This is a genomic window from Bifidobacterium sp. LH_230, assembly GCF_056357555.1.
The window spans coordinates 59,078-81,093 of sequence record NZ_JBKEWJ010000009.1; the positions used below are offsets into that span (position 1 = coordinate 59,078).

Annotated in this window: 16 protein-coding genes and 1 pseudogene; 16 read left to right on the plus strand and 1 reads right to left on the minus strand. The window is 63.8% G+C overall.

Annotated features, from left to right (window positions below; all coding sequences use genetic code 11):
• Positions 1–179: 179 nt before the first annotated feature.
• Positions 180–1,565: a phosphoglucosamine mutase gene (glmM, locus tag AC1A0G_RS05865; RefSeq protein ID WP_476528268.1), complete on the plus strand. Its 1,386-nt coding sequence runs from the start codon at positions 180–182 to the stop codon at positions 1,563–1,565.
• 93 nt (positions 1,566–1,658) lie between these two features.
• A complete protein-coding gene (locus tag AC1A0G_RS05870) occupies positions 1,659–2,312 on the plus strand; it encodes a peptide deformylase (RefSeq protein ID WP_476528270.1) in 654 nt (217 codons plus the stop codon).
• 177 nt (positions 2,313–2,489) lie between these two features.
• On the opposite strand, the gene AC1A0G_RS05875 is transcribed toward AC1A0G_RS05870, so the two are convergent.
• Positions 2,490–3,353 carry a helix-turn-helix domain-containing protein gene (locus AC1A0G_RS05875; protein ID WP_476528272.1) on the minus strand — a complete coding sequence of 288 codons (864 nt, stop codon included), beginning with the start codon at positions 3,351–3,353 and terminating at the stop codon, positions 2,490–2,492.
• Between the two features lie 219 nt (positions 3,354–3,572).
• On the opposite strand from AC1A0G_RS05875, the gene AC1A0G_RS05880 reads away from it, so the two are divergent.
• From AC1A0G_RS05880 to AC1A0G_RS05945, 14 genes and pseudogenes are all read left to right on the plus strand, one after another.
• A complete protein-coding gene (locus AC1A0G_RS05880; RefSeq protein WP_476528274.1) occupies positions 3,573–6,920 on the plus strand; it encodes a DUF5107 domain-containing protein in 3,348 nt (1,115 codons plus the stop codon).
• Positions 6,921–7,332: 412 nt separating this feature from the next.
• Positions 7,333–8,586 (plus strand): ABC transporter substrate-binding protein, encoded by a 1,254-nt coding sequence (locus tag AC1A0G_RS05885; protein ID WP_476528276.1) that lies wholly within the window; start codon positions 7,333–7,335, stop codon positions 8,584–8,586.
• An 11-nt stretch (positions 8,587–8,597) separates the two neighbouring features.
• Positions 8,598–9,584: a carbohydrate ABC transporter permease gene (locus AC1A0G_RS05890; protein ID WP_476528278.1), complete on the plus strand. Its 987-nt coding sequence runs from the start codon at positions 8,598–8,600 to the stop codon at positions 9,582–9,584.
• 62 nt (positions 9,585–9,646) lie between these two features.
• Complete coding sequence (locus AC1A0G_RS05895; RefSeq protein ID WP_476528332.1) at positions 9,647–10,474, plus strand: carbohydrate ABC transporter permease; 828 nt, start codon at positions 9,647–9,649, stop codon at positions 10,472–10,474.
• Between the two features lie 26 nt (positions 10,475–10,500).
• Positions 10,501–12,810: a beta-galactosidase gene (locus AC1A0G_RS05900; RefSeq protein ID WP_476528280.1), complete on the plus strand. Its 2,310-nt coding sequence runs from the start codon at positions 10,501–10,503 to the stop codon at positions 12,808–12,810.
• Between the two features lie 112 nt (positions 12,811–12,922).
• Positions 12,923–13,819, plus strand: coding sequence for a helix-turn-helix domain-containing protein (locus tag AC1A0G_RS05905; RefSeq protein WP_476528281.1), 897 nt, complete (start codon positions 12,923–12,925; stop codon positions 13,817–13,819).
• A gap of 102 nt (positions 13,820–13,921) precedes the next feature.
• Entirely contained in the window at positions 13,922–14,566 is a 645-nt protein-coding gene (locus AC1A0G_RS05910) for an HAD family hydrolase (protein WP_476528283.1), read from the plus strand.
• A gap of 259 nt (positions 14,567–14,825) precedes the next feature.
• Positions 14,826–16,457 (plus strand): ABC transporter substrate-binding protein, encoded by a 1,632-nt coding sequence (locus AC1A0G_RS05915; RefSeq protein ID WP_476528285.1) that lies wholly within the window; start codon positions 14,826–14,828, stop codon positions 16,455–16,457.
• Between the two features lie 369 nt (positions 16,458–16,826).
• On the plus strand, positions 16,827–17,804 hold the full coding sequence (locus AC1A0G_RS05920; RefSeq protein ID WP_476528287.1) for an ABC transporter permease: 978 nt from the start codon (positions 16,827–16,829) through the stop codon (positions 17,802–17,804).
• Positions 17,805–17,928: 124 nt separating this feature from the next.
• Positions 17,929–18,747, plus strand: a pseudogene (locus AC1A0G_RS05925) (ABC transporter permease); the annotation flags it as partial.
• A gap of 184 nt (positions 18,748–18,931) precedes the next feature.
• Positions 18,932–19,822, plus strand: a complete 891-nt coding sequence (locus AC1A0G_RS05930; RefSeq protein WP_476528288.1) for an ABC transporter ATP-binding protein — start codon at positions 18,932–18,934, stop codon at positions 19,820–19,822.
• Between the two features lie 2 nt (positions 19,823–19,824).
• Positions 19,825–20,595: an ABC transporter ATP-binding protein gene (locus tag AC1A0G_RS05935; RefSeq protein WP_476528290.1), complete on the plus strand. Its 771-nt coding sequence runs from the start codon at positions 19,825–19,827 to the stop codon at positions 20,593–20,595.
• Positions 20,596–20,736: 141 nt separating this feature from the next.
• A complete protein-coding gene (locus AC1A0G_RS05940; RefSeq protein WP_476528292.1) occupies positions 20,737–21,105 on the plus strand; it encodes a GntR family transcriptional regulator in 369 nt (122 codons plus the stop codon).
• Complete coding sequence (locus AC1A0G_RS05945; RefSeq protein WP_476528294.1) at positions 21,102–22,013, plus strand: ATP-binding cassette domain-containing protein; 912 nt, start codon at positions 21,102–21,104, stop codon at positions 22,011–22,013. Before AC1A0G_RS05940 ends, AC1A0G_RS05945 begins: the two co-directional genes overlap by 4 nt.
• Positions 22,014–22,016 lie beyond the last annotated feature (3 nt).

The window sequence follows — 22,016 nt, forward strand, 5'->3', positions numbered from 1 at the left end:
GTCATACAGCTGATGACAGACGCTACTTTGTGTGCATTAATGTCTCCTTTGGAGGCGCCCTCGAACAAAATGCGGGGAAAACGGGCAGTATTGCGCGTGGGGGAGTGACGTTGCCGGGCGTGTTGAGTACGATGGTGCTCGTATTACGACTGACAACGAAACAGCGAGGAAGTAACGATATGCCACGTATGTTCGGAACCGATGGCGTTCGCGGATTGGCGAACAAGGACCTGACTGCACGGCTGGCGCTCGACCTGGGCGACGCCGCCGTGCGCGTGCTGGGCGACTCCGGCACGAAGGACGACCAGCCGGAAGGCCGCCGCCGCGCGCTCGTCGGCCGCGACACGCGCGTTTCCGGCGACTTCCTCGCCGCCGCGCTGTCCGCGGGCATGGCCGCCGGCGGATTCGACGTGATCGACGCGGGCATCATCCCAACCCCGGGCATCGCGTTCCTCACCTCCGTGCTCAACGTCGAGATGGGCGCGGTGATCTCCGCCTCCCACAACCCGATGCCCGACAACGGCATCAAGTTCTTCGCCCGCGGCGGCTTCAAGCTGCCCGACGGCAAGGAGGACGAGATCGAAGCCGTGCTCGGCAAGGACTGGGAACGTCCGACCGGCGCCGGCGTGGGCCGCATCAGCCATGATTCGGTCACCGCGACCAACCTGTACATCGACCACCTCGTCTCCACGATCGCGCCGCTCAACCCCGACAAGACCCAGCCCAAGCCGCTCAAGGGCCTGAAGATCGTGGCTGACTGCGCCAACGGCGCCACCTCCGTGGTCGCCCCCGAGGCGCTGCGCCGCGCCGGCGCCGAGGTCATGGTCATCAACGCCTCGCCGGACGGCTACAACATCAACAAGCACGCCGGCTCCACGCACCCCGAGCAGCTGCAGGCGATGGTCAAGGCCACCGACGCGGTGATGGGCGTCGCGTTCGACGGTGATGCCGACCGGTGTCTGGCGGTGGACGAGGACGGCAACATGGTCAACGGCGATCAGATCATGGGCATCCTCGCGCGCGCCAAGAAGGAGGCCGGCAAGCTGGCCGACAACACGCTCGTCGTGACCGTCATGAGCAACCTCGGCCTGAAGCTCGCCTTGAAGGACATGGGCATCAAGACCGTGCAGACCGCCGTCGGCGACCGTTACGTGCTCGAGGAGATGCTGCGCGGCGGCTACACGCTGGGCGGCGAACAGTCCGGCCACGTCATCAACCGCGAATTCGCCACCACCGGCGACGGCACGCTCACCGCGCTCACCCTGTGCAACGAGGTCGTCCGCTCCGGCAAGAGCTTGAAGCAGCTCGCCGCCGACTTCCCGCAGCTGCCGCAGACGCTCGTCAACGTGCCGAACGTCGACAAGATGGCCGCCACCACGAACGCCAAGGTACAGGCCGCCGTCGAACGCGAGGAGAAGCTGCTCGGCGACACCGGCCGCGTGCTGCTGCGCCCCTCCGGCACCGAACCGCTCGTGCGCGTCATGGCCGAGGCCGCCACGCAGGAGCAGGCCGACGAGGTCTGCAACCGTCTCGCCGCGGTCGTCGCCGAAGAACTCGCCCTGTAATCGGCTCTTCCCGGTTGCTTCGAGGCCTCTTCTGATAGGGGGCGGCGAAGCGGCCGGGAGAATCGCATGCCCGTCCCGTAAAAGGAAGAGATCATGTTCGGAAAGAACTCCAAAGTCGACGTCGCCCTCAACCGCGACATCGAACAGCTCATCAAAACCGGCGGCAAGGAGCACATCCTGCCGATCGTGCAGGCCGGCGAACCGGTCCTGCGTCAGCAGACCATCCCCTACACCGGTCAGCTGAGCCGCAAGACGCTCGACAAGCTCATCGACACGATGCACACGACCATGCTCGAAGCCCCCGGCGTGGGCCTGGCCGCCACGCAGATCGGCCTCGGCCTCGCGCTCGCCGTCGTCGAGGACCATATCCGCGACGACGAGGACGATCCGCGCGAGATCGGCGAATTCCCGTTCCACGTCATCATCAACCCCAGCTACGAGCCGATCGGCGAGGAGACGCGCAGCTTCTACGAAGGCTGTCTGAGCTTCGACGGCTACCAGGCGGTGCGCAAGCGCTGGCTCGACATCACCGCCCGCTGGCAGGACGAGGACGGCAAGCAGCACGAGGAGCGCCTGCACGGCTGGCCGGCCCGCATCTTCCAGCACGAGACCGACCATCTGAGCGGCGAACTGTACATCGACAAGGCCGAGATCCGCTCGCTGGCCACCACTGAGAACCTCGAGGACCTGTGGTCCGACGATCCGGTGCCCACCGAGGCGGCAGAGGAGCTCGGCTTCGAACTGTAGCCAACGGTCGCGAATCGTACGCGAGCATTCCTGCAAACATGAAGGCCGACGCGGATGCGTTCATGACATCCGCGCCGGCCTTCGTGTATGCGCGAGATATTGTTGCGCGTGCCGCGGGGCGGAAAAAGGACACGGGGAAGCGGCTCATAAGGGCATGAGAGTGAACAATCCGGCGGCTCACAGCTGCCGCAGCTCGCCTTGCCGGCGAAATTCGATGGGCGACATGCCGTTCTTGCGTTTGAACGCCGCGCAGAACGTGCTCGTGTCGGTGAACCCGCATTCGTCGCACAGCTGCTTCAACGGCATGTCGGAATTGATGAGCAGGTATTTCGCGGCATGCATGCGCGCGTCCACGATGTAGGCGTGCGGCGTGTAGCCGGTCTCTTTTTTGAACACGCGGATGAAATGGTATTCGCTCATGTACGCGCGTGCGGCCAGTTCGTCGATCGGCAGCGGCTCGCTCAGATGACCGGCGATATAGGTGAGCACGTCCTCGATCGCATACGGCTGACGCTGCTGGGACGTGGCGCTGTCGGCCGCGGCCACCGCGAATTCGGTGAGGATGTCGGTGATGTATTTCGACATGCCCGGTTCGCTGATGCGTGAGGCGGCATGGAACACATCGTAGATGGCGGTCAGGCGGTTCAGTACGTAGGCCGGGTCCTTGAGCGAGAACACGGTGCCGAGCTTGCCGTCGATCAGATCGAAGTACGCGCGCGCCATCGTGCCGTCGAAATGCAGCCACAGCACGTCGCTGTCCTCGTTGGTGCCGTATGAATGATGCCGGTAGCAGTCGAGCAGCACGAAATCGCCTTTGCCGGCATGATGCGTGCCCTGTTCGGTGGCGATGTCGAACGATCCGGAACGGATGACCATCAGCAGGAAGCTGTCGAACGAGCTGCGTTCCTGACGGTAGCCGGCTTCGTAACGGAACAGGCCGACGCGCAGCGGATACAGAAACGTCTGCAACGCCGTTTTGCTGGGCGTGTAGATATAGAACTCCGATCCCTGGTTGCGGATACCGCGTTCGGCTGGTTTCATGATGGCTCGTTTTCGTCGTCGATGATGCTGGGGCAACGGTTTCATCATAGCAGTCCGCAGCCATTTTTGTAACCGCAATTTTTTCATATCTGCAAGCAAGAAAACTCTAAATATACCGAAAAATCAGCCGTAGTCTGTAAGCAAGTAATCAATAAATTACGAATGTGATGGTCGCAAGGCCGCACAGTTCCCCACGAAGTTCCAATGAAGGAGCACACTATGGCAGTGAGCATCAAGGACACCGTCATCACGATCCCCACCTACGAGATCGGCGCGGCGGACAAGAACCCGGAGTTCATCGAAAAGCGCGTCTACCAAGGCAGCTCGGGCCGCGTCTACCCGTACCCGGTCATCGAGACGATCAGCGACGTCAAGCGCGACAAGGACTACAAGGCCGTCATCATCGAGAACGAATACCTCGAAGTGACCGTGCTGCCCGAGCTCGGCGGCCGCATCCAGTACGCGAAGGACAAGACCAACGGCTACGACTTCGTCTACCGCAACGACGTCATCAAGCCGGCGCTCGTGGGACTGACCGGACCGTGGATCTCCGGCGGCATCGAATTCAACTGGCCGCAGCACCACCGCCCGACCACGTACCTGCCGGTCGACTACAAGGTCGAGGACCTGCCCGACGGCGGCAAGGCCGTGCTGTGCCACGACACCGACCAGATGTACGGCACGCAGGTGATCACCAAGATCGCGCTGCACCCCGGCAAAGCGTACATCGAAATCACCGCTCAGCTGTACAACGGCACCGCACTGCCGCAGACCTTCCTGTGGTGGGCCAACCCGGCCGTCCCGGTCAACGAGCACACCAAGACCGTGATGCCGCCGGACGTCACCGCCGTCATGGACCACGGCAAGCGCGACGTCTCGCGTTACCCGATCGCCACCGGCACCTACTACAAGCACGACTACTCCGAGGGCGTCGACATCGGCCGATACAAGAACGTGCCTGTTCCGACCAGCTATATGGCCGCGCACTCCGACTACAACTTCGTCGGCGGCTACGACTTCGGCGTCGGTGCGGGCATCCTGCACGTGGCCGACCACCACGTCAGCCCCGGCAAGAAGCAGTGGACGTGGGGCAACGGCGACTTCGGCCGCGCCTGGGACAGGAACCTCACGGACGCGAACGGCCCGTACGTCGAGCTCATGACCGGCGTGTTCACCGACAACCAGCCCGACTTCACCTGGCTCAAGCCGTACGAAGGCAAGACGTTCACCCAGTATTTCATGCCGTACAAGGGCGTGGGCCAGGTCAAGAACGCATCGATCAACGCGGCCGTGAACCTCGAGATCGGGCCGCAGGACACGTTCGGCGCGGCCGGCGAGACCGAAGGCATCGAAGCGCAGGGACTGGCCGCCGGTCAGGGCCGCGTCACCGTGTATGCGACGAGCGTGTACGAGAACGCGCATGTCACCGTCACCGACGACCGCAGTGGAGCGACGCTGTACGAGTACACCGGCACGATCAGCCCGAACGACATCGTGCGCGCCGCATTCGACACCGGCGACGCGAAGCCGACCGACATCACCGCGACCGTGACCGACGCGAACGGCACGGTCCTCATCGACTACACGCCGCAGCCGAAGAAGATCGACAAACTGCCCGAGCCGGCCAAGGCCGCCGACGAACCGGCCAAGATCGCCACGAACGAGGAACTGTTCCTCGCCGGCACGCACCTCGAGCAGTACCGTCATGCCACCTACCTGCCCGACCCGTACTATCTCGAAGGCCTGAAGCGCGACCCCGGCGACGCGCGCATCAACAACGCGTACGGCCGACTGCTGCTGCGCCGCGGCGACTTCACGGGCGCCGAACGGTACTTCCGTGCTGCGATCAAGCGCCTGACCAAGCACAACACGCAGCCGTACGACAGCGAGCCGCACTACAACCTCGGCCTCGACCTGTTCTACCAAGGCGACTTCGACAAGGCGTTCGACGCGTTCTTCAAGGCCACCTGGGACGACACGCAGAAGGAACGCGCGTTCTTCTACATGGCCGCCATCGCCGCCCGTCGAGGCGACTTCGCGGACGCGCTCGAATACGTGGACAACGCGCTCACCCGCAACACGATGAACATCAAGGCCCGCGGCCTGCGCGCCTACGTGCTGCGCAAGCTGGGACGTGACGCCGATGCCGCGGCGGCGCTCGCCGAGAACCTGAAGATCGACGAATTCGACTTCGTGTCCGGCAACGAACGCGTGATCGCCGGCGCGGACCCGGCCGAACTGGCCGGACTCATGCGCGGTTTCCACGAGAACTACCTGCAGACCGCCCGCGACTACGCGTTGTTCGGTGCGTACGATGAGGCGCTCGCACTGCTCGGCGAGACTGACCAGTCGAAGCCGATGGTCAAGTACTACGAAGGCTACTATCTCGCGCAACTCGGCCGCGACGATGAATCCCGTGCCGCGTTCGAGGCCGCCGAGGCCGCGCCGTCCGACTACTGCTTCCCGAACAAGCTGGAGGACATCGCGCCGCTCGAGGCCGCGATCAAGTCCGTGAACGGCGCCAAGGCACCGTACTATCTCGGCTGCCTGTACTACGACAAGACGCTCGCCGACCGCGCGATCGCCCTGTGGGAACGTTCGCGCGACCTCGATCCGAGCTTCCCGACCGTGCACCGCAACCTCGCGCTCGCCTACTACAACAAGCGCGGCGACGCGGCGGCCGCGCAGCGTGAGATCGAACAGGCCTACGCGCTCGACGAGTCGGACGCCCGCGTGTTCCTCGAAACCGATCAGCTGCACCGCAAGATCGGCTGGACGTACGCGCAGCGGCTTGCCGAATTCGAGAAGCATCCCGACGTGGTGGCCGAACGCGACGACCTGTACATCGAATATCTGACCGTGCTCAATCTCACCGGCAACTACGCGAAGGCCTACGAGCTGATGGGCCGGCGTCGCTTCCACCCGTGGGAGGGCGGCGAAGGCAAGATCACCGCACAGTACCGCATCGCGCTCACCCTGCTCGCCAAGGACGCGATGGCCGCCGGCGACTGGACGAAGGCCAAGGAACTGCTCGTGAAGACGCTCGTCTACCCGGAGAACCTCGGCGAAGGCAAGCTCGAAGGGCAGAAGGACAACGACATCCACTACTGGCTCGGCGTGACGGAACGCCACCTCGGCGACGAGACGGCCGCGCGCGCCGAATTCCGACAGGCGACGATCGGCCCCGACGAGGTGAAGGGCGCGATGTACTACAACGACCAGCCGGCCGAGATGATCCTGTTCCAAGGACTCGCCCATGCGGCGCTCGGCGAGGAGGGACCGGCCAACGCGCGGTTCTATCGACTGCTTGACTACGGTGAGCAGCACCTCGACGACCACGTCAAGATCGACTACTTCGCCGTCTCGCTGCCCGACTTCCTCATCTTCGAGAACGACTATACGAAGATGAACCGCATCCACTGCCTGTACCTGATGGGTCTGGCCAACATCGGCACCGGCGATCGCGAGGCGGCCGCGCGGTTCCTTGATGATGCGCTTGCGCTCGACCCGAGCCACATCCAGGCGAACCTGTTCGCCGATGAGATCGGCAGCCGGCACGTGCTCTGATCTTGCGGTGTGCTTGCGCTGATCCTATGGTGATCGCGCAGGACGCGACGAGTGGCGGTTTTCTCTCGCTGACCGATAGGCCAGCGAGAGAAAACCGCCACTCGTCGTTGTGCGTTTGTCGCGTGCCGTCGTGTGCGGCGGTAGGGGAATATGGTGATCGACTCTGCTGCCGTCACCGCGTCCAACGTTATCGATCAACATCACAACAACATCGCAGCGAGAGCAATAAATCTCTATCTCTCGGCAATTTATGGTGACATACCAAGCAAAACAGGCCATAGGATGGTATCAACAAAACACAGCGATAACAACCGAACGAAGCAGTTCGACGGTCGCCGTGCTTGTACCAAACACCTTCGGCATGGTCGCACAAGGTAATCAGTGCGCACATGCTCTGATGAAAGGAGCCATCATGAAGCACACATGGACAACCGCGATCGGCGCCGGTGCCGCAATCGCAATGGTCGCGTCCCTCGCCGCCTGCGGATCGGGCACGGCGTCCGGCAAAACGGAACTGTCGTTCTTCGCCAACAACACGCAGGACCTGTACCAGCCGCTGATCGACGCGTTCGAGAAAGCCAATCCGGACGTCAAGATCAAGTTCAGCACCACCAACGGCGCGCAGGCCGGCTACCAGCAGACATTGCAGACGCGCATCTCCGGCGGCAAACTCGCCGACGTCTACGTGGCCCCGCCCGAACAGCTCAGCGACCTGGTGAAGAACCACGTGGCCAAGGATCTGACCGACGAGCCGTTCATGGACCGCATCGGCGACACGAACAAGGCTCAGGCCACCGTGGACGGCAAGGTCTACAGCATGTCCGTGACCGCTTGGTCGAACGCCTACGCCTACAACAAGGACCTGCTGGCCAAGGCCGGATACGATACGATTCCCGAAACCTGGGACGAGTTCATCGAGATGCTCAAGAAGCTCAAGGATGCCGGCGTCGACAAGCCCTACCTTGAGCCCAAGGCCGGCCTCGGCGCGCTCGTGGAAGGCTGGATCGGCTACGATTCCTCCAAGCAGTCCAAGAGCATCGACCAGCAGATCGGCGACGGCGACTCCACCTTCGCCAAGAGCTACACCAAGTACTACAAGGAATGGGCCAAGCTGTTCGACGCCGGCGTGATGGGCTCCGAAGTCACCGGACTCGCCGACGACCAGGTGCGCTCCGAATTCGCCGCCGGCCGACTGGCAGTGATGCCGTCCGGCTACTGGGATGTGAAGACGTTCAAGGACGCCGGCCTCAACTTTGCGTTCGGCAGGATGCCGATGCTGCACAAGGGCGACACCCCGTTCGCGCCCGGCGCCGCCGACTCCGGCTACGCCATCAACGCCAAGATCGACGGCAAGAAGCTCAAGGCGGCCGAAGCCTTCCTCGACTTCATCTCCTCCGAGGACGGCCTCAAGATCCTGCAAAGCAGCCTCGGTCTGATCCCCGCCACCAAGAACTACACGCCGGACATCGACGAGACGTTCACCGAACCGTACGACCTGTACCTGAAGACCGGCAACATCTACCTCAACACGCTCGGCTGGCCCTCCACCGGACGCAGTGCCCTGCGCGCCGAGACCTTCTCCCAGCTGCAGCAGGTGGCGCTCGGCTCCATCAGCCCGGCGCAGGCCACCGCCAACCTCGACGCCAAGCTCAAGACGCTGTCCTGAAGGTGATCGCCATGACAACCGCAACCGTATTGGCCGCCGCATCCAACCGCGCGGCGGCCCCGGTCCGGGCCTTGGACTCGGATCTCGAAGCCGCGCACGCCAAGGACCGCCGGCACCGCAACTTCATGGAGAACCTGACCTCCGTCCAGTTCCTCCTGCCGCTGCTGGCGGTGTACATCATCATCGTGCTCATCCCGTTCGCGCAGAGCATCGTCTTCAGCCTCACCGACTACGACGGCTACGATTTCGCCAACGCCTCGTTCGTCGGACTGGCCAACTACCGGACGATCTTCGCCGACCAGACGCTGCTCGCCGGCCTCGGGTTCACGATGCTGTACACCATCGCCACCACCGTGCTCATCACGGCCATCGCCCTGCCGCTCGCCGTGACCCTCAACCGCAAGTTCTTCGGACGCAACTTCGCCCGCTCCCTGTTCTTCTTCTTCTCCGTGCCGTCGATGGCCGTCCTCGGCCTGGTCTGGCAGTACATCTTCTCCCCGCTCGGCACGGGCGCGGTCAACACGCTGCTCGGCAAGCTCGGCATCGCTCCGGTGCCGTGGCTGTCCGATCCGACGCTCGCCAAAGGTTGCGTGATCTTCATCGCCGTGTGGGCGCAGATCGGCTGGCACGCCACCCTGTACCTCGCCTACCTGCAGGCCATCCCCGCCGACCTGTACGAGCAGGCGTCCGTGGACGGCGCGTCCCGCGGCCAGCAGTTCGCGCACATCACCCTGCCGCAGATGGTGCCCGCGATGGGCGTCTCCATCTTCATGCTGCTGACCGGCGGCCTGAAGGTCTACGATCTGCCGTTCACCCTCACCACGGGCGGCCCGGGCCACGCCACCTACACCGTCACCCAATCCATCATCGTCACCGGCATCGGCTCCGGCCGCTACGGCGTCGGCTCGGCGCTCGGCGTCATGTTCTTCCTGTGCTGCGTGATCCTCGTGGCCCTGCAGCAGGTCGTCACCAACGGTATCGAAAAGAGGCTGTCATGAGTGCCGCAACATCATCCGCATCGCGCAACGGAACCTCCCGCGCATCGCGCAACGGGCTGACCATGAGCCAGCGCGAACGCATCCGCTCCGCCATCCGCTCCGTCGTGGTCATCGCCCTCGCTCTGATCTGCGCCGTGCCGCTGTACGTCGTAGTGGTCAACACCTTCAAGAACTCGGGAGACATGGCCGCCGACCCGTTCGGCCTGCCCGCGCATCCCACCCTCGAGAACTACACGTACGCGCTGGAGAACCTGCCGGTCGTACGGGCCACCGTCAACACGCTGATCGTGACCGTCGTGGGCGTGTTCTTCATGGTCATCATCGGCGCGCTCGCCGCCTACGGCATGGTGCTCAAGCGCAGCAGGCTCACCGCCGGCATCGGCGCGTTCCTCATGCTCTCGTTCGTCATCCCCGGCCAGACGCTGCTCATCCCGCAGTACAAGATGGAGGCGCAGTTCGGTCTGGTGGACACGCTGCTCGGCCTGATCGTGCTGTACCTGGGCGGCGCCACGTTCTGCTACTTCCTCATCGTGCAGTACATGCGCGGACTGCCGGGCGAACTGTTCGAGGCGGCGCGACTGGACGGTGCGGGACCGTTGCGCATCTTCTGGCAGATCGTGCTGCCGCTCATCCGCCCGATCCTCGTCACCGTGGTGGTGTTCGAGACCATGTGGACCTGGAACGACTTCATGACGCCGAACATCTACATCTCCTCCACCGAAAAGCAGACGCTCGTGCTGCAGGTGTTCAACGCCATGGGTCAGTTCAGCACCAACTGGCCGCTGTTCATGACCATCACCACCATCGCGCTCATCCCCGTGTTCCTGTTCTTCATCTTCTGCCAGAAGTGGATCGTCGCCGGCCTGGTCGCCGGGTCGGTTAAAGGCTGAGAAATCATTCGAAAGGTACTTATCCCATGTCCCACAACAACCAGCACGTCGTCGACCTGACCACGTTCCGCAAACGCGACATCCGTCCGTTCGACATCGTCGACCGCACGCGCAACGTCGCCCCCGACGGCACCGCGATCGACTTCACCAACTACTACATGACCGTGGGCGGCAAGCCGTTCTTCGGCGTCAGCGGCGAATTCCACTTCTCCCGCATGGACGAGTCCCGCTGGGACGACGAGCTGGCCAAATGCGCGGCCGGCGGCGTGAACGTCATCGCCAACTACGTGTTCTGGAACCATCACGAGGAGCGCGAGGGCCGTTGGGACTTCACCGGCTCGAAGAACCTGCGCCGCTTTACCGAACTGTGCGCCAAGCACGGCATGTACATGATCCTGCGCATGGGCCCGTTCGACCACGGCGAGGTGCGTAACGGCGGCGTGCCCGACTGGGTGTACGGCAAGGACTACGAGGCCCGTTCGCTCGACGCCGGCTGGCTCGCCGAAGTGCGCGAACTGTACACGAAGATCTTCGAGCAGGTCGACGGATTGCTGTTCGACCAGGGCGGCCCGATCATCGGCGCGCAGCTCGACAACGAGTACATGCACTCGTCCGCCCCGTGGGAGATGACCACCGGCATCTCCGACGAATGGGTGCCCGGCGGCTCCGACGGCATCGCCTATCTGGAAGCGTTGCGCGGCATCGCCCACGAGGTCGGCATCAACGTGCCGTTCTACACGGCCACCGGCTGGGGCGGTGCGCCGGTTCCCGACGACGTGCTGCCGCTGTGGGGCGGCTACGCCTACCGGCCGTGGCTGTTCTACGCGCACGGCGGCGACCATCCGAAGACTGACGAATACCTGTATCGTGACTTCCATGCCAACGACTGCCCGCGCAACGACGAGTTCGATCCGAGCTACCAGCCTGAGGACAAGCCGTACGCCTGCTGCGAGATGGGCGGCGGCATGACCAACTCGTACAACTACCGGTTCGTGCTGCCGATGAAGTCCGTTGACGCGATGACCAACATCAAGATGGGTTCCGGCTGCAACTTCCTCGGCTACTACATGTACCACGGCGGCACCAACCCGACCGGCGACGGCGTCTATCTCAACGAAGGCCAGGTGCCGAAGAAATCGTACGACTACCAGGCCGGCCTCGGCGAGTTCGGCCAGGTGCGCGAATCGTACGGCCGCATGAAGACGCTGCACTACTTCGGTTCTACGTTCGCCGACCGGTTCGTGCCGATGGACGTGGTGATCCCGGCCGACCAACAGGGCATCACGCCGGACAACCGCACCGATCTGCGCTACGCGATCCGTACCGACGGCACGAGCGGCTTCGTGTTCCTTAACAACTTCCAGGATCACGACACGACCGAAGCCAAGCGGGACGAGACGCTGACGATCACGCTGACGGACGGCCGGACCGTCACGTTCGAGGGCATCGGCCTCGCCCCCGAAGAGAACTGCGTGCTGCCGTTCAACATGGACCTCGATGGCGTCATGCTCGAAGCGGCCACCGTGCAGCCCGTCACCGCGATCACATTGCCCGGCGCCGACCATCGCACGTTCGTCTTCATGCGTCCCGACGGCATGGGCAAGGCGTGGCTGCGTTTCGCGGATGGCGACGTGCTCGACGTGGACGACGCGGCCGACTTCCAGACCTTCACCGTGACTAAGCACGGCACGACGATCGACATCGTGGTGGTCTGCCGTGCCAAGGCCGACGAGATGACCGTGATCGACGGCGAGGCGCTCGCGTTCGCCCCGGGCGTGCTGTTCCGCGACGGCGACACGTTCAAGGTAGAATCGCGTGACAGCGAGATCACGGTGTCGACCTATCCGGCCGGATATCTCACGGTTGCGGACGGTGCGACGGTTAACGTGCCGGACGCAACGTCGGCGGCCGACGCACTCGGCACGACGAAGGTCACGCTGGCCCGCAAAACCATCGAACCCACTGTCGAACGGCTCAGCGCGCAACGGTTCGCCATCACCCTGCCGGACGGCTTCATGGACGGGGCGAATCTCAAGGACGTGCTGCTGCGGGTGCGCTACACCGGCGACATCGGCTGGATGTTCGCCAACGCGGAGCTCATCAACGACAACTTCTGCAACGGCGACGTCTGGGAGATCGGCATGAAGGAGAACGCGGCCCGCGTCGCCGCCGCCGGCAACCGGCTGGTCTTCGTGATCACGCCGCTCAAGAAGGGCGTGAACGTGAACGTCGACTCGCCGATGGCCGCCCGCATGGAGCGCGCCGACGAGCAGATCGCCGAACTCGGCTCCGTGACCGCACAGCCGGTCTACGAGATCACGCTGCACAAGTCCTGACCCCCAGATCTGACCCACGACCCCGGCCTCCCCGCCGTCACGGTCACGTCATCCGCGATACACTGAACGTGTCGCATAACGTGAACGTGCATGGTGAGGAAGGCCGGGGTCGATGGACATCAACGAGATCGAACACGCGGACGCGGCCTCCCATCTGATCTGGGGTGGCGACTACCACTATTACGTGCACACGCCCAGTCTCATCGCCCGCAACACGTTCCTCTACCCGTTGCAGACCGGACTGTTCCATTACGAGGAGGGCTTGCTTGCCGAGCGCACGCGGTTCGACAGCTTCCTGATCATGGTGCTGCGCAACGGGTCGATGCTGATACGCACCAAAGACCGTGAAATCGTCGCGTCCGGCGGTGACTTCGTGCTGCTTGACTGCTACGAATACCACTATTATCAGGCTCTGGAGCCCAGCGACGTACTCTGGATGCATTTCGACGGCAAGGCGGCGCGGCCGTATTACGAGGCGATCCGCGAGCGTCGCGGCGTCGCGTTCGCGCTGCGCAATCCGGTGTATGCGCTCAACCAGCTGGCCCGCATCTACGAGATCTTCAAAAACGGCGAGCGCGTCTGCGAGCCGATGCTCGGCAAGTACATCACCGATGTGCTGTGCGAGATCCTCGCGCCCGAAAACGATGCGGACCCCGGCGCTGCCGATGGTGACGGCGCGGAGCGTGACGGGGTACGCCGTGTCATGGCCTATATTCCGCAGCATTTGGGCGAGCCGTTGTCGGTGGGCGAGCTTGCGGCCATCGCGTACATGGGCGAGTACACGTTCATCCGGGCGTTCAAGGCGCAGACCGGATACACGCCGCACGCCTACGTGATGCAGGCCCGGTTCGACGCGGCGACGTACATGCTGGCCAACGCGCAGACGAGTCTCAAGGAGATCTGCGAAGCGTGTGGGTTCTCCACCACGTCCGTGTTCTGCTCGTCGTTCAAGAAGCGCATGGGCGTCTCGCCGCTCGAATACCGCAAGCGGGCGCGGGCTGCGCGGTGACCGTTGCCGTTTTGCTTGCAACGGAACGGCAAATTTTCCCCATGATTCGGCAGATGCATACGATATGGACGGACTGTCGGCCGATACAGTGAAAGCATGCGCATGATTGACGACGATTCGTTCACGCCGAAGGCCGTGCTCTGGGATCTGGACGGCACGCTCGTCGACTCAGACCCGCTGTGGGTGACCGCCGAGCGACGCTGCGCGCAACGGTGCGGTGTGCCATGGAGCGAGGACCTGAGCCTGAAGATGACGGCCGCACCGCTGCCGGTATGCGCGGCGGTGTTGCAGGATGCGGGGGTGGCGCTTGATGCGGCGACGATCATCGACGGACTGGTGGCCGACGTCACGGCCATGTACGGCGACGATGTGCCGTGGACGCCGGGCGCCTGGGACATGCTGACCGAACTGCGGTTGCGCGGCATTCCCTCGGTACTGGTCACCGGCTCGCCGCGATCATTGGCCGAACGCGTCGTCGACGCCGCGCCGCACGGCTCGTTCGTCGGCATCGTCAGCGGCGACGACGACATCGCGCACAAACCCGACCCGGCACCGTACCTGTATGGCGCACGGCTTGCGGGAGCGCATCCCCGGGAATGTCTCGTATTCGAGGATTCAGTCAGCGGCATCACCGCGGCGCTCGCGGCCGGGGCGCATGCCGTCGGCGTCAACGCGTGCGCGCGCGTGCCACTGCCGTCCGACGCCGGCTATCCCGTGCTCGATTCGCTGCAAGACTGGCATTGGTGACGCCGGCCAGATTCAAACCGTCGGCCTAGCATTCTGTCGGACTTTATTCTTGGCTCCCTCGGCCGAGGGAGCTGTCCTCGAAGCGGACTGAGGGAGCGTCAAACCCATCACTTTTAAGCCCAACAAAATACCAGACAGTTCACGCCCGAGCAACAGCGCACATCCGGCCGGCCCCGGCGATACAATGACGAACGGCGGTCGACCCACATGGGCGGCCAGCCGTTATGTTATATATCGCAATAATTGCAGAGGAAGAACCATGTCAGACAACAATGGTGCGCACGGGCAGATCGGCGCAACCACGGACAGCAGTCTCGAAGGCCGCGCCAAGGCGCGCAAGCAGAACGGCCGCTGGTGGCTGGGAGCCATCATCGGCGTGATCGTCGCGGTCGCGATCATCGTCGGCGTCAACATCGTCAAACCGAAGTCGTCAACCAACCCGAACGTCGTCGGCACCGGCGCTGTCGCGTCCGGCACCGCCGCCGACACCGTTACGATCGGACTCAAACTCGCCCCCACCAACCTCGACATCCGCAACACGTCCGGCTCCGCGCTCGACCAGATCCTCATCGGCAACGTGTACGAAGGACTCGTGGCCCGCGACGAGAACAACCAGGTCGTGCCGGCCATCGCGAAAAGCTGGGACGAAAGCAAGGACGGCCTGACCTACACGTTCCATCTCAACGAGAACATGACGTTCTCCAACGGCGACAAGCTCACCGCCGAAGACGTCGCGTGGTCGATCAACGAGCTCATCAAGAACCAGTACCACGACGCCGACAGTCTGAGCATGGTCAAGTCCGTCGCCTCCGACGACAGCGCGAACACCGTGACGATCACGCTCAAGACCGCCAACTCGAACCTGCTGTGGACGCTCACCGGCCGCCCCGGCCTCGTTTTCGACAAGGACGCGAAGTACGACGCGAAAACCGAAGCGATCGGCTCCGGCCCGTATACCGTCGCCAAGTTCGTCACCAACGATTCGATCACGCTCAAAGCCAACCCGACATACTGGGGCACGCACAAAGCCAAGACCGACACCGTCGTCATCAAGTATCTTGCCGACGACAACGCGGCCGTGAACGCGCTCAAATCCGGCACCGTGCAGGTCCTCGCGCCGATCACCGAAAACCTCGCCTCGCCGTTCACCTCCGACAGCGAACACTACACGGTCAAGGCCGGCGACGACACCGACAAATACGTGATGGCGTTCAACTCGAAGGGCAAGAACACGTCCGACAAGCGCGTGCGCCAGGCCATCCGCTACGCCATCAACCACGACGAGCTCATCGCCTCGCGCGGCGGCGCCGACAAGGCGCTCGGCGGCCCGATCCCGTCGCTCGACCCCGGCTACGAGGACCTCACCGGCCTCTACCCGTACGATCTCGACAAGGCCAAGTCGCTCATGGCCGAAGCCGGCTATTCCGAATCCAAGCCGCTCGCGCTCACCTTGACCTACGCGAACATCTACGGCACCGAACTCGGCGACCAACTGCGCTCACAGCTCGCCAAGATCGGCATCGACCTCAAGGTCAACGTGGTCGAATTCTCCACGTGGCTGCAGGACGTGTACACGAACAAGGACTACGACATCTCGCTCGTCGACCACAACGAAAGCCACGACTTCTACCAGTGGGCCGACCCGACGTACTACTACAACTACGACAACGCCGAGGTGCAGAAGCTGTACGCGCAAGCGATCGCCGCGACCTCCGACGACGAGCGTGACACGCTGCTCGCCAAGGCCGCCAAACTCGTGTCCGAGGACGCGCCGGCCGACTGGCTGTTCAACTACCGCGTCACCACCGTTTGGGCCAACGGCGTCTCCGGTTTCCCGGTCAACCTCAACCAGACCCTCCTGCCCCTCTACAACGTCACCTACACGAAGTGATCGAGTCGATCACTGATTGTGCGGTGGCCGCGTGGAATCGGGATGTCCTATTCCCGTCGGTGCGGTGACCGCGTGGGACTGGGATATGCTGTCCGTGACACGCTCCGGGCCGCTCGGCCAAGTCTTACGGTCACGGACAGCATATCCCAGTCCCACGCTCGTTGAGTCTGTCTGTTGCGTGAGTCGATCGCAATGTTATGTGGGATTGCGGAACATTACGGATCGGCTGAGTAATGAGACTGGAATATTGCATAAACATTGCATAAAGAAGCGGGCGGAGCCTCGGCTCCCTCGGTTGAGGGAGCTGGCACGACGAAGTCGTGACTGAGGGAGCGTACACCCGACCACATCAAAACCAAGGAGCCGCACATGCGATTTCTTCTCAGACGGCTTGCGCTGTTCGTCGCGGCGCTGTTCGGCGTGTCCGTCGTCGTGTTTGCGGCGCTGCGGATTCTGCCGGGCGACGTCGCATCGGTGATGGCCGGACTCAACTCGCCGGCGTCGCGCGTCGAGGCGTTGCGCGAACAGTTCGGACTGAACCGGCCGCTGGTCGTGCAGTATGCCGCTTGGATGGGCGGATTGCTGCGCGGTGATTTCGGCACGTCGATCCTGACCGGACGGTCGGTGACCTCGCTCGTCGCCGGTCGGGCCGCGATCACGTTCCCGCTGATCGTGCTTGGTCTGCTGATCGCGATGCTGATCGGCATTCCGCTCGGCGTGGCGGCGACGCTGGCCCGCTCGTCGTGGGCGCGGACCGTGTTCCATGTCGTCGGTCTGATCGGCGGCGCGATTCCGGCCCTGTGGGGCGGACTGCTGCTCATCCTGCTGTTCTCGCGCGGCACCGGTCTGATCGGACTGTTTCCTTCGCAAGGGTTTCCGATGAACGGTTGGGGCGCGCCGGGGGAGGCCCTGTGGTCGCTCGTGCTGCCGGCGTTGTCGGTCGGCATCATCGTCGGGGCGGGATTGATGCGGTACACGCGTTCCGCATTGGGCGATATTGCGGCCTCCGGGCATGTCGACATGGCGGTGGCGTGCGGCATGACGCGCCGTCAGGCCGTGATTCGCGTCGGATTGCGCCTCGCCACGCCGCAGCTCGTGTCGGTGATCGGCCTGACATTCGCGGAGATGATCACCGGCGTCATGGTCATCGAGAACCTGTTCGCGCTGCCCGGCATCGGCTCCGGGCTCGTCACCGACGTGGGCAACCGCGATCTGATCGCCGTGCAAAGCGAACTGTTCATGCTCGCCGCGTTCTTCCTGGCCGTCGGCCTGATCGTCGACCTGCTGCACCGTGCGCTCGACCCGCGGCTCGCCACCGCGGCCACCATTTCGGAGGTGATCGCATGATCGCAATCTTCGTTCGGTCATCTCGACCTGGCGTTTTGTCTTTCCTGTCATCTCGACCGAGCGCAGCGAGCGGAGAGATCTTCACACTCCGCGGCGAGGTGATCGCATGACCGTCGTTCGTTCCATGTGGCGGCGCGCCGAAGGCAAATTCGCGCTGACCGTGTTGGGCCTGTGGCTGCTCGTCGCCGTCGTCTCCCTGTTCTGGACGCCGCAACCGCTGCTTGCGACCGACGGCTATCACGTGTGGGCGAAGCCGTCCGCCGCGCACTGGCTCGGCACCGACGGCACCGGGGCCGACGTGTTGAGCTGGCTGATGGCCGGTTCGCGCACGAACCTGCTCATCGTGATCCTGACGGTGCTGTTCGCAGCCGCGTTCGGTTTGCTGCTCGTCGCCGCAATGGTCGCGAGGGTTTCCGTGCTCGTCTCCGCATCCGTCGTGATCGTGGATGCGCTGATTTCCATACCGACCGTGCTGCTCGCGCTCATCCTCGCCGTGCCGCTCGGTGCGTCGATCGTCGTGATCGTCGTCGCCTGCGGATTCGGATACGGGCTCAACCTCGCGCGCGTCGCCCGGCCCGCCGCCCTGCTTGCCGCGCGGTCGTCGTATGTCGAATCCGCGTTGTCCAACGGCGCGTCCGGCTGGTGGGTGTTCGTGCGGCATATCGTGCCGAACACGCTGCCGGTGCTGCTCGTGCAGCTCTCGCTGTCGGCGGGAACAGCGGTGTTGGCCGAAAGCGGGCTCACGTATCTGGGCATCGGCGTGCCGAGCGGCGTGCCGAGCTGGGGGCATTCGCTCGCCACGTCGGTCAAGTTCATCAACGTGTATCCGCTGACGGTATTGTGGCCCGGCCTGATCGTCACGGTGATCGTCGTCGCGCTCAACATCTTCGGCGACGTGCTGCGCGACGCCATCGACCCATTGACCAATCCTGTATTGCGAGAATCCAGCGTTTTGGGTGTGGGCGGCGACGATGTCATGTTGCTCGACACGCTCCGGGGCGCTCGCCCAAGTCTTACGGTCGATCAACATGACATCGTCTCCGCCAGCGAATTATTGCGCTTGTCATCTCGACCGAGTGCAGCGAGTGGAGAGATCTTTGCTGCGGGCAGCGAGAGGAGGGAGCGAAATGAGCGTTGAGATTCGGGGATTGAACGTTGCGATCGGCGGGAAGTCCATTGTTCGGGACGTGGACATGGACATCGCCGACGGGGAACGGGTCGGGTTGGTCGGCTCGTCCGGGTCGGGAAAGTCGATGATCTCGCGCGCGATCATGGGGTTGCTGCCGGTGAACGCGACGGTGTCCGGTTCGATTCTGGTCGGCGATCAGCAGATCGTCGGCACGGATGATGCGACGTTGGCCGACCTGCGCGGCCGGTATATGGGCATGGTGTTCCAGAACCCGGCAGCGTCGTTGAATCCGGTGATGACCGTCGGACAGCAGATCGCATTGCCTCTGCGGCTGCACTACGACTTGAATCGCGCCGAACGGCAGGATCGCGTGCGCGCGATGCTCGACAAGGTCGGATTGCCGTCTGACGTGGCGGGCAAGTATCCGCACGAACTGTCCGGCGGGCAGCAGCAGCGCGTCGGTATCGCGACCGCGCTGATCACCTCGCCGCGATTCATCATCGCAGACGAGCCGACCACCGCACTCGATTCGATCGTCCAACGCCAGATCGTCGACCTGCTCGTCTCGCTGGTCGACGACTCCGGAGCGTCCATGCTGTTCATCACCCACGATTTCGCCGTGCTCGCCCACGCCACCACACGCTGCTACGTACTCGCCGACGGTGCGATCGCCGACTCCGGCGACACCGCCGACCTGCTCGCGCATCCATCCACTCCCGAATCCACCCATCTCGTCTCCGCCGCCCGCACCCTCTCTCTGAACGCTGCGGTTCACTCAGCCGCACAGGATTCCGCGCGGTGCAACCGCGCCTCGGCCCCCTCGGCTGAGGGGGCTGTCAGCCATAGGCTGACTGGGGGAGCGTACACCCGGTCGGATCGGGAAGGATGATTATGCCTCAGCATCTTGTCCGCGATATATCCGCGGAAACGTCCCTCCTCTCCGCCCACCACATCAACAAATCCTTCGGCCGCCACAGCACCCGCCATCAAGTGCTCTTCGACATCTCCGCCGACATATACCCGGGCGAATGCCTCGCCGTCATCGGCGGCTCCGGCTCAGGCAAATCCACGTTGACCCGCATCATGCTCGGCCTTGAATCCGCCGACTCCGGCACCGTCGACTATGCGGGCGGCGACATTCGCCGCGAATCCGGTCTCGTGTTCCAGGACCCGTTCTCCTCGCTCGACCCGCGTTGGCGCGTCGTGCAATCCGTCGCGGAACCGTTGCTGATCCAACGTCGCGACCTGTCGCGCGACGACGTCGAAGCGCGTGCCGATGCGGCGCTGCGTACCGTCGGCCTCGACCCGGCCGTGTTCGCGCGCCGCTATCCGATCGATCTGTCCGGCGGCCAGGCGCAACGCGTCGCCATCGCGCGCGCGATCGTCAACGAACCGAAGATCATCCTCGCCGACGAACCGATGAGCGCGATCGACGTGGCCGCGCGCATCCAGATCCTCGACGCCTTCGCCGCCATCCGTGAAACACATCGTGAAACGGCGATGATCATGGTGTCGCACGATCTCGGCGTCGTCCAACACATCGCCGACCGCATCCTCGTCCTGCACGACGGTCGCATCGAGGAATGTGGTCCGTCCGCTGCGGTGCTCGGCGACCCGCAATCTGCTTACACCCGCCAACTCATCGAAGCCGCGTCACTGTAGTGCGACACGATCATGTGCGTTATTGACGTTCCGCCCCCTTGGTTATATGGTTAGTTACATAAGTAATGAACCAATGAGGTTTATGTGACGTGGGGACGGCAACGATCATCGCGTCCGGGCCGAAGGAGGTGACCGCACTCCGTGCATTTTGACGATTCCAACGGCATCCCGCTATTCCGGCAGGTCGCCGATCAACTCAACGAGGCGATCATCGCCGGCACCTACCGCGACGGCGACCAAGTGCCCAGCACCACGGAAATCTCCTCGGCCTATCGCATCAACCCGGCGACCGTGCTCAAGGGCATGAACCTGCTCGTCGAACAAGGGCTGCTCGAGAAACGCCGCGGACTGGGCATGTTCGTCACCCCCGGCGCGGCCGGACGGGCGAAAACCGCCAAACGCGAAGAATTCCTCGACGAACAGGTCCCGCGGTTCGTCGCCGAAGCCAAACGGCTCGGCATCCCCGCCGACGACCTCGCCGCCATCATCAAGAAAGGCTACCGGTCATGAGCCTCACCGTCACCAACCTCACCAAAACCTATGGCAATAGCGCCAAACCCGCGCTCGACCACGTCAATCTCACCTTGCAACCAGTTATCTACGGCCTGTTCGGCCGCAACGGCGCCGGCAAATCCACGTTGCTTGGGGTCATCGCCAACCGTCTGCTGCCCAGCGGCGGCATGGTCATGCTCGACGGTGCCAACGTTCGCGACAACGAAATCGCGCAAGGGCGCATCTACCTCGTCAACGAAACCCGCCCGTTCCTCTGGCCGGTGCGCCTGAGCACGATCTTCCGTCGCGAGGAACGCTGCTACGGCGGCTTCGACTGGGGATTCTGCTCGCGCATGCTTGCCGAATTCGGCGTCGCGCCGGGCAAGGCGTACGGCAACCTGTCGCTCGGCCAGCGGCAGATCGTGCAACTGGTCGCCGCGCTGTGCGTGCCGGTCGATGTGCTGCTGCTCGACGAACCGGTGCTTGGCCTCGACGCGGCCAATCGGCAGCTGTTCTACCGGTTCCTGCTCGAATCATATGCCGAACGGCCGCGAGCCATCGTCGTCTCGACGCATGTCATCGACGAGATCGCGCACGTCGTCGAACGTGCGATCATTCTCGACCGGGGCTGCGTCGTGGACGAATTCGCCGCCGAAGCGGTCGGCTCGCGCGCCGCGGTGCTGGTGGGCGATGCGGATGCGGTGGACGGGTTCGTAACGGAGTCCGGGCTGTCGGTGCTTGCGCAGGAACAAATGGGCCGGCTTACCAGCGTGACCGTCCGCGGCGGGATCGACGCGAGCGACCTGCCCGAAGGCATCGTCGCCAGCGGACTCGGATTGCAGGACTATGTCATCGCGGCGACCGGGCAAACGGGTAGCGGCGCGGCCGACCAGACACCAATGACAACGAACGCAGGGGAGCGGTGAACC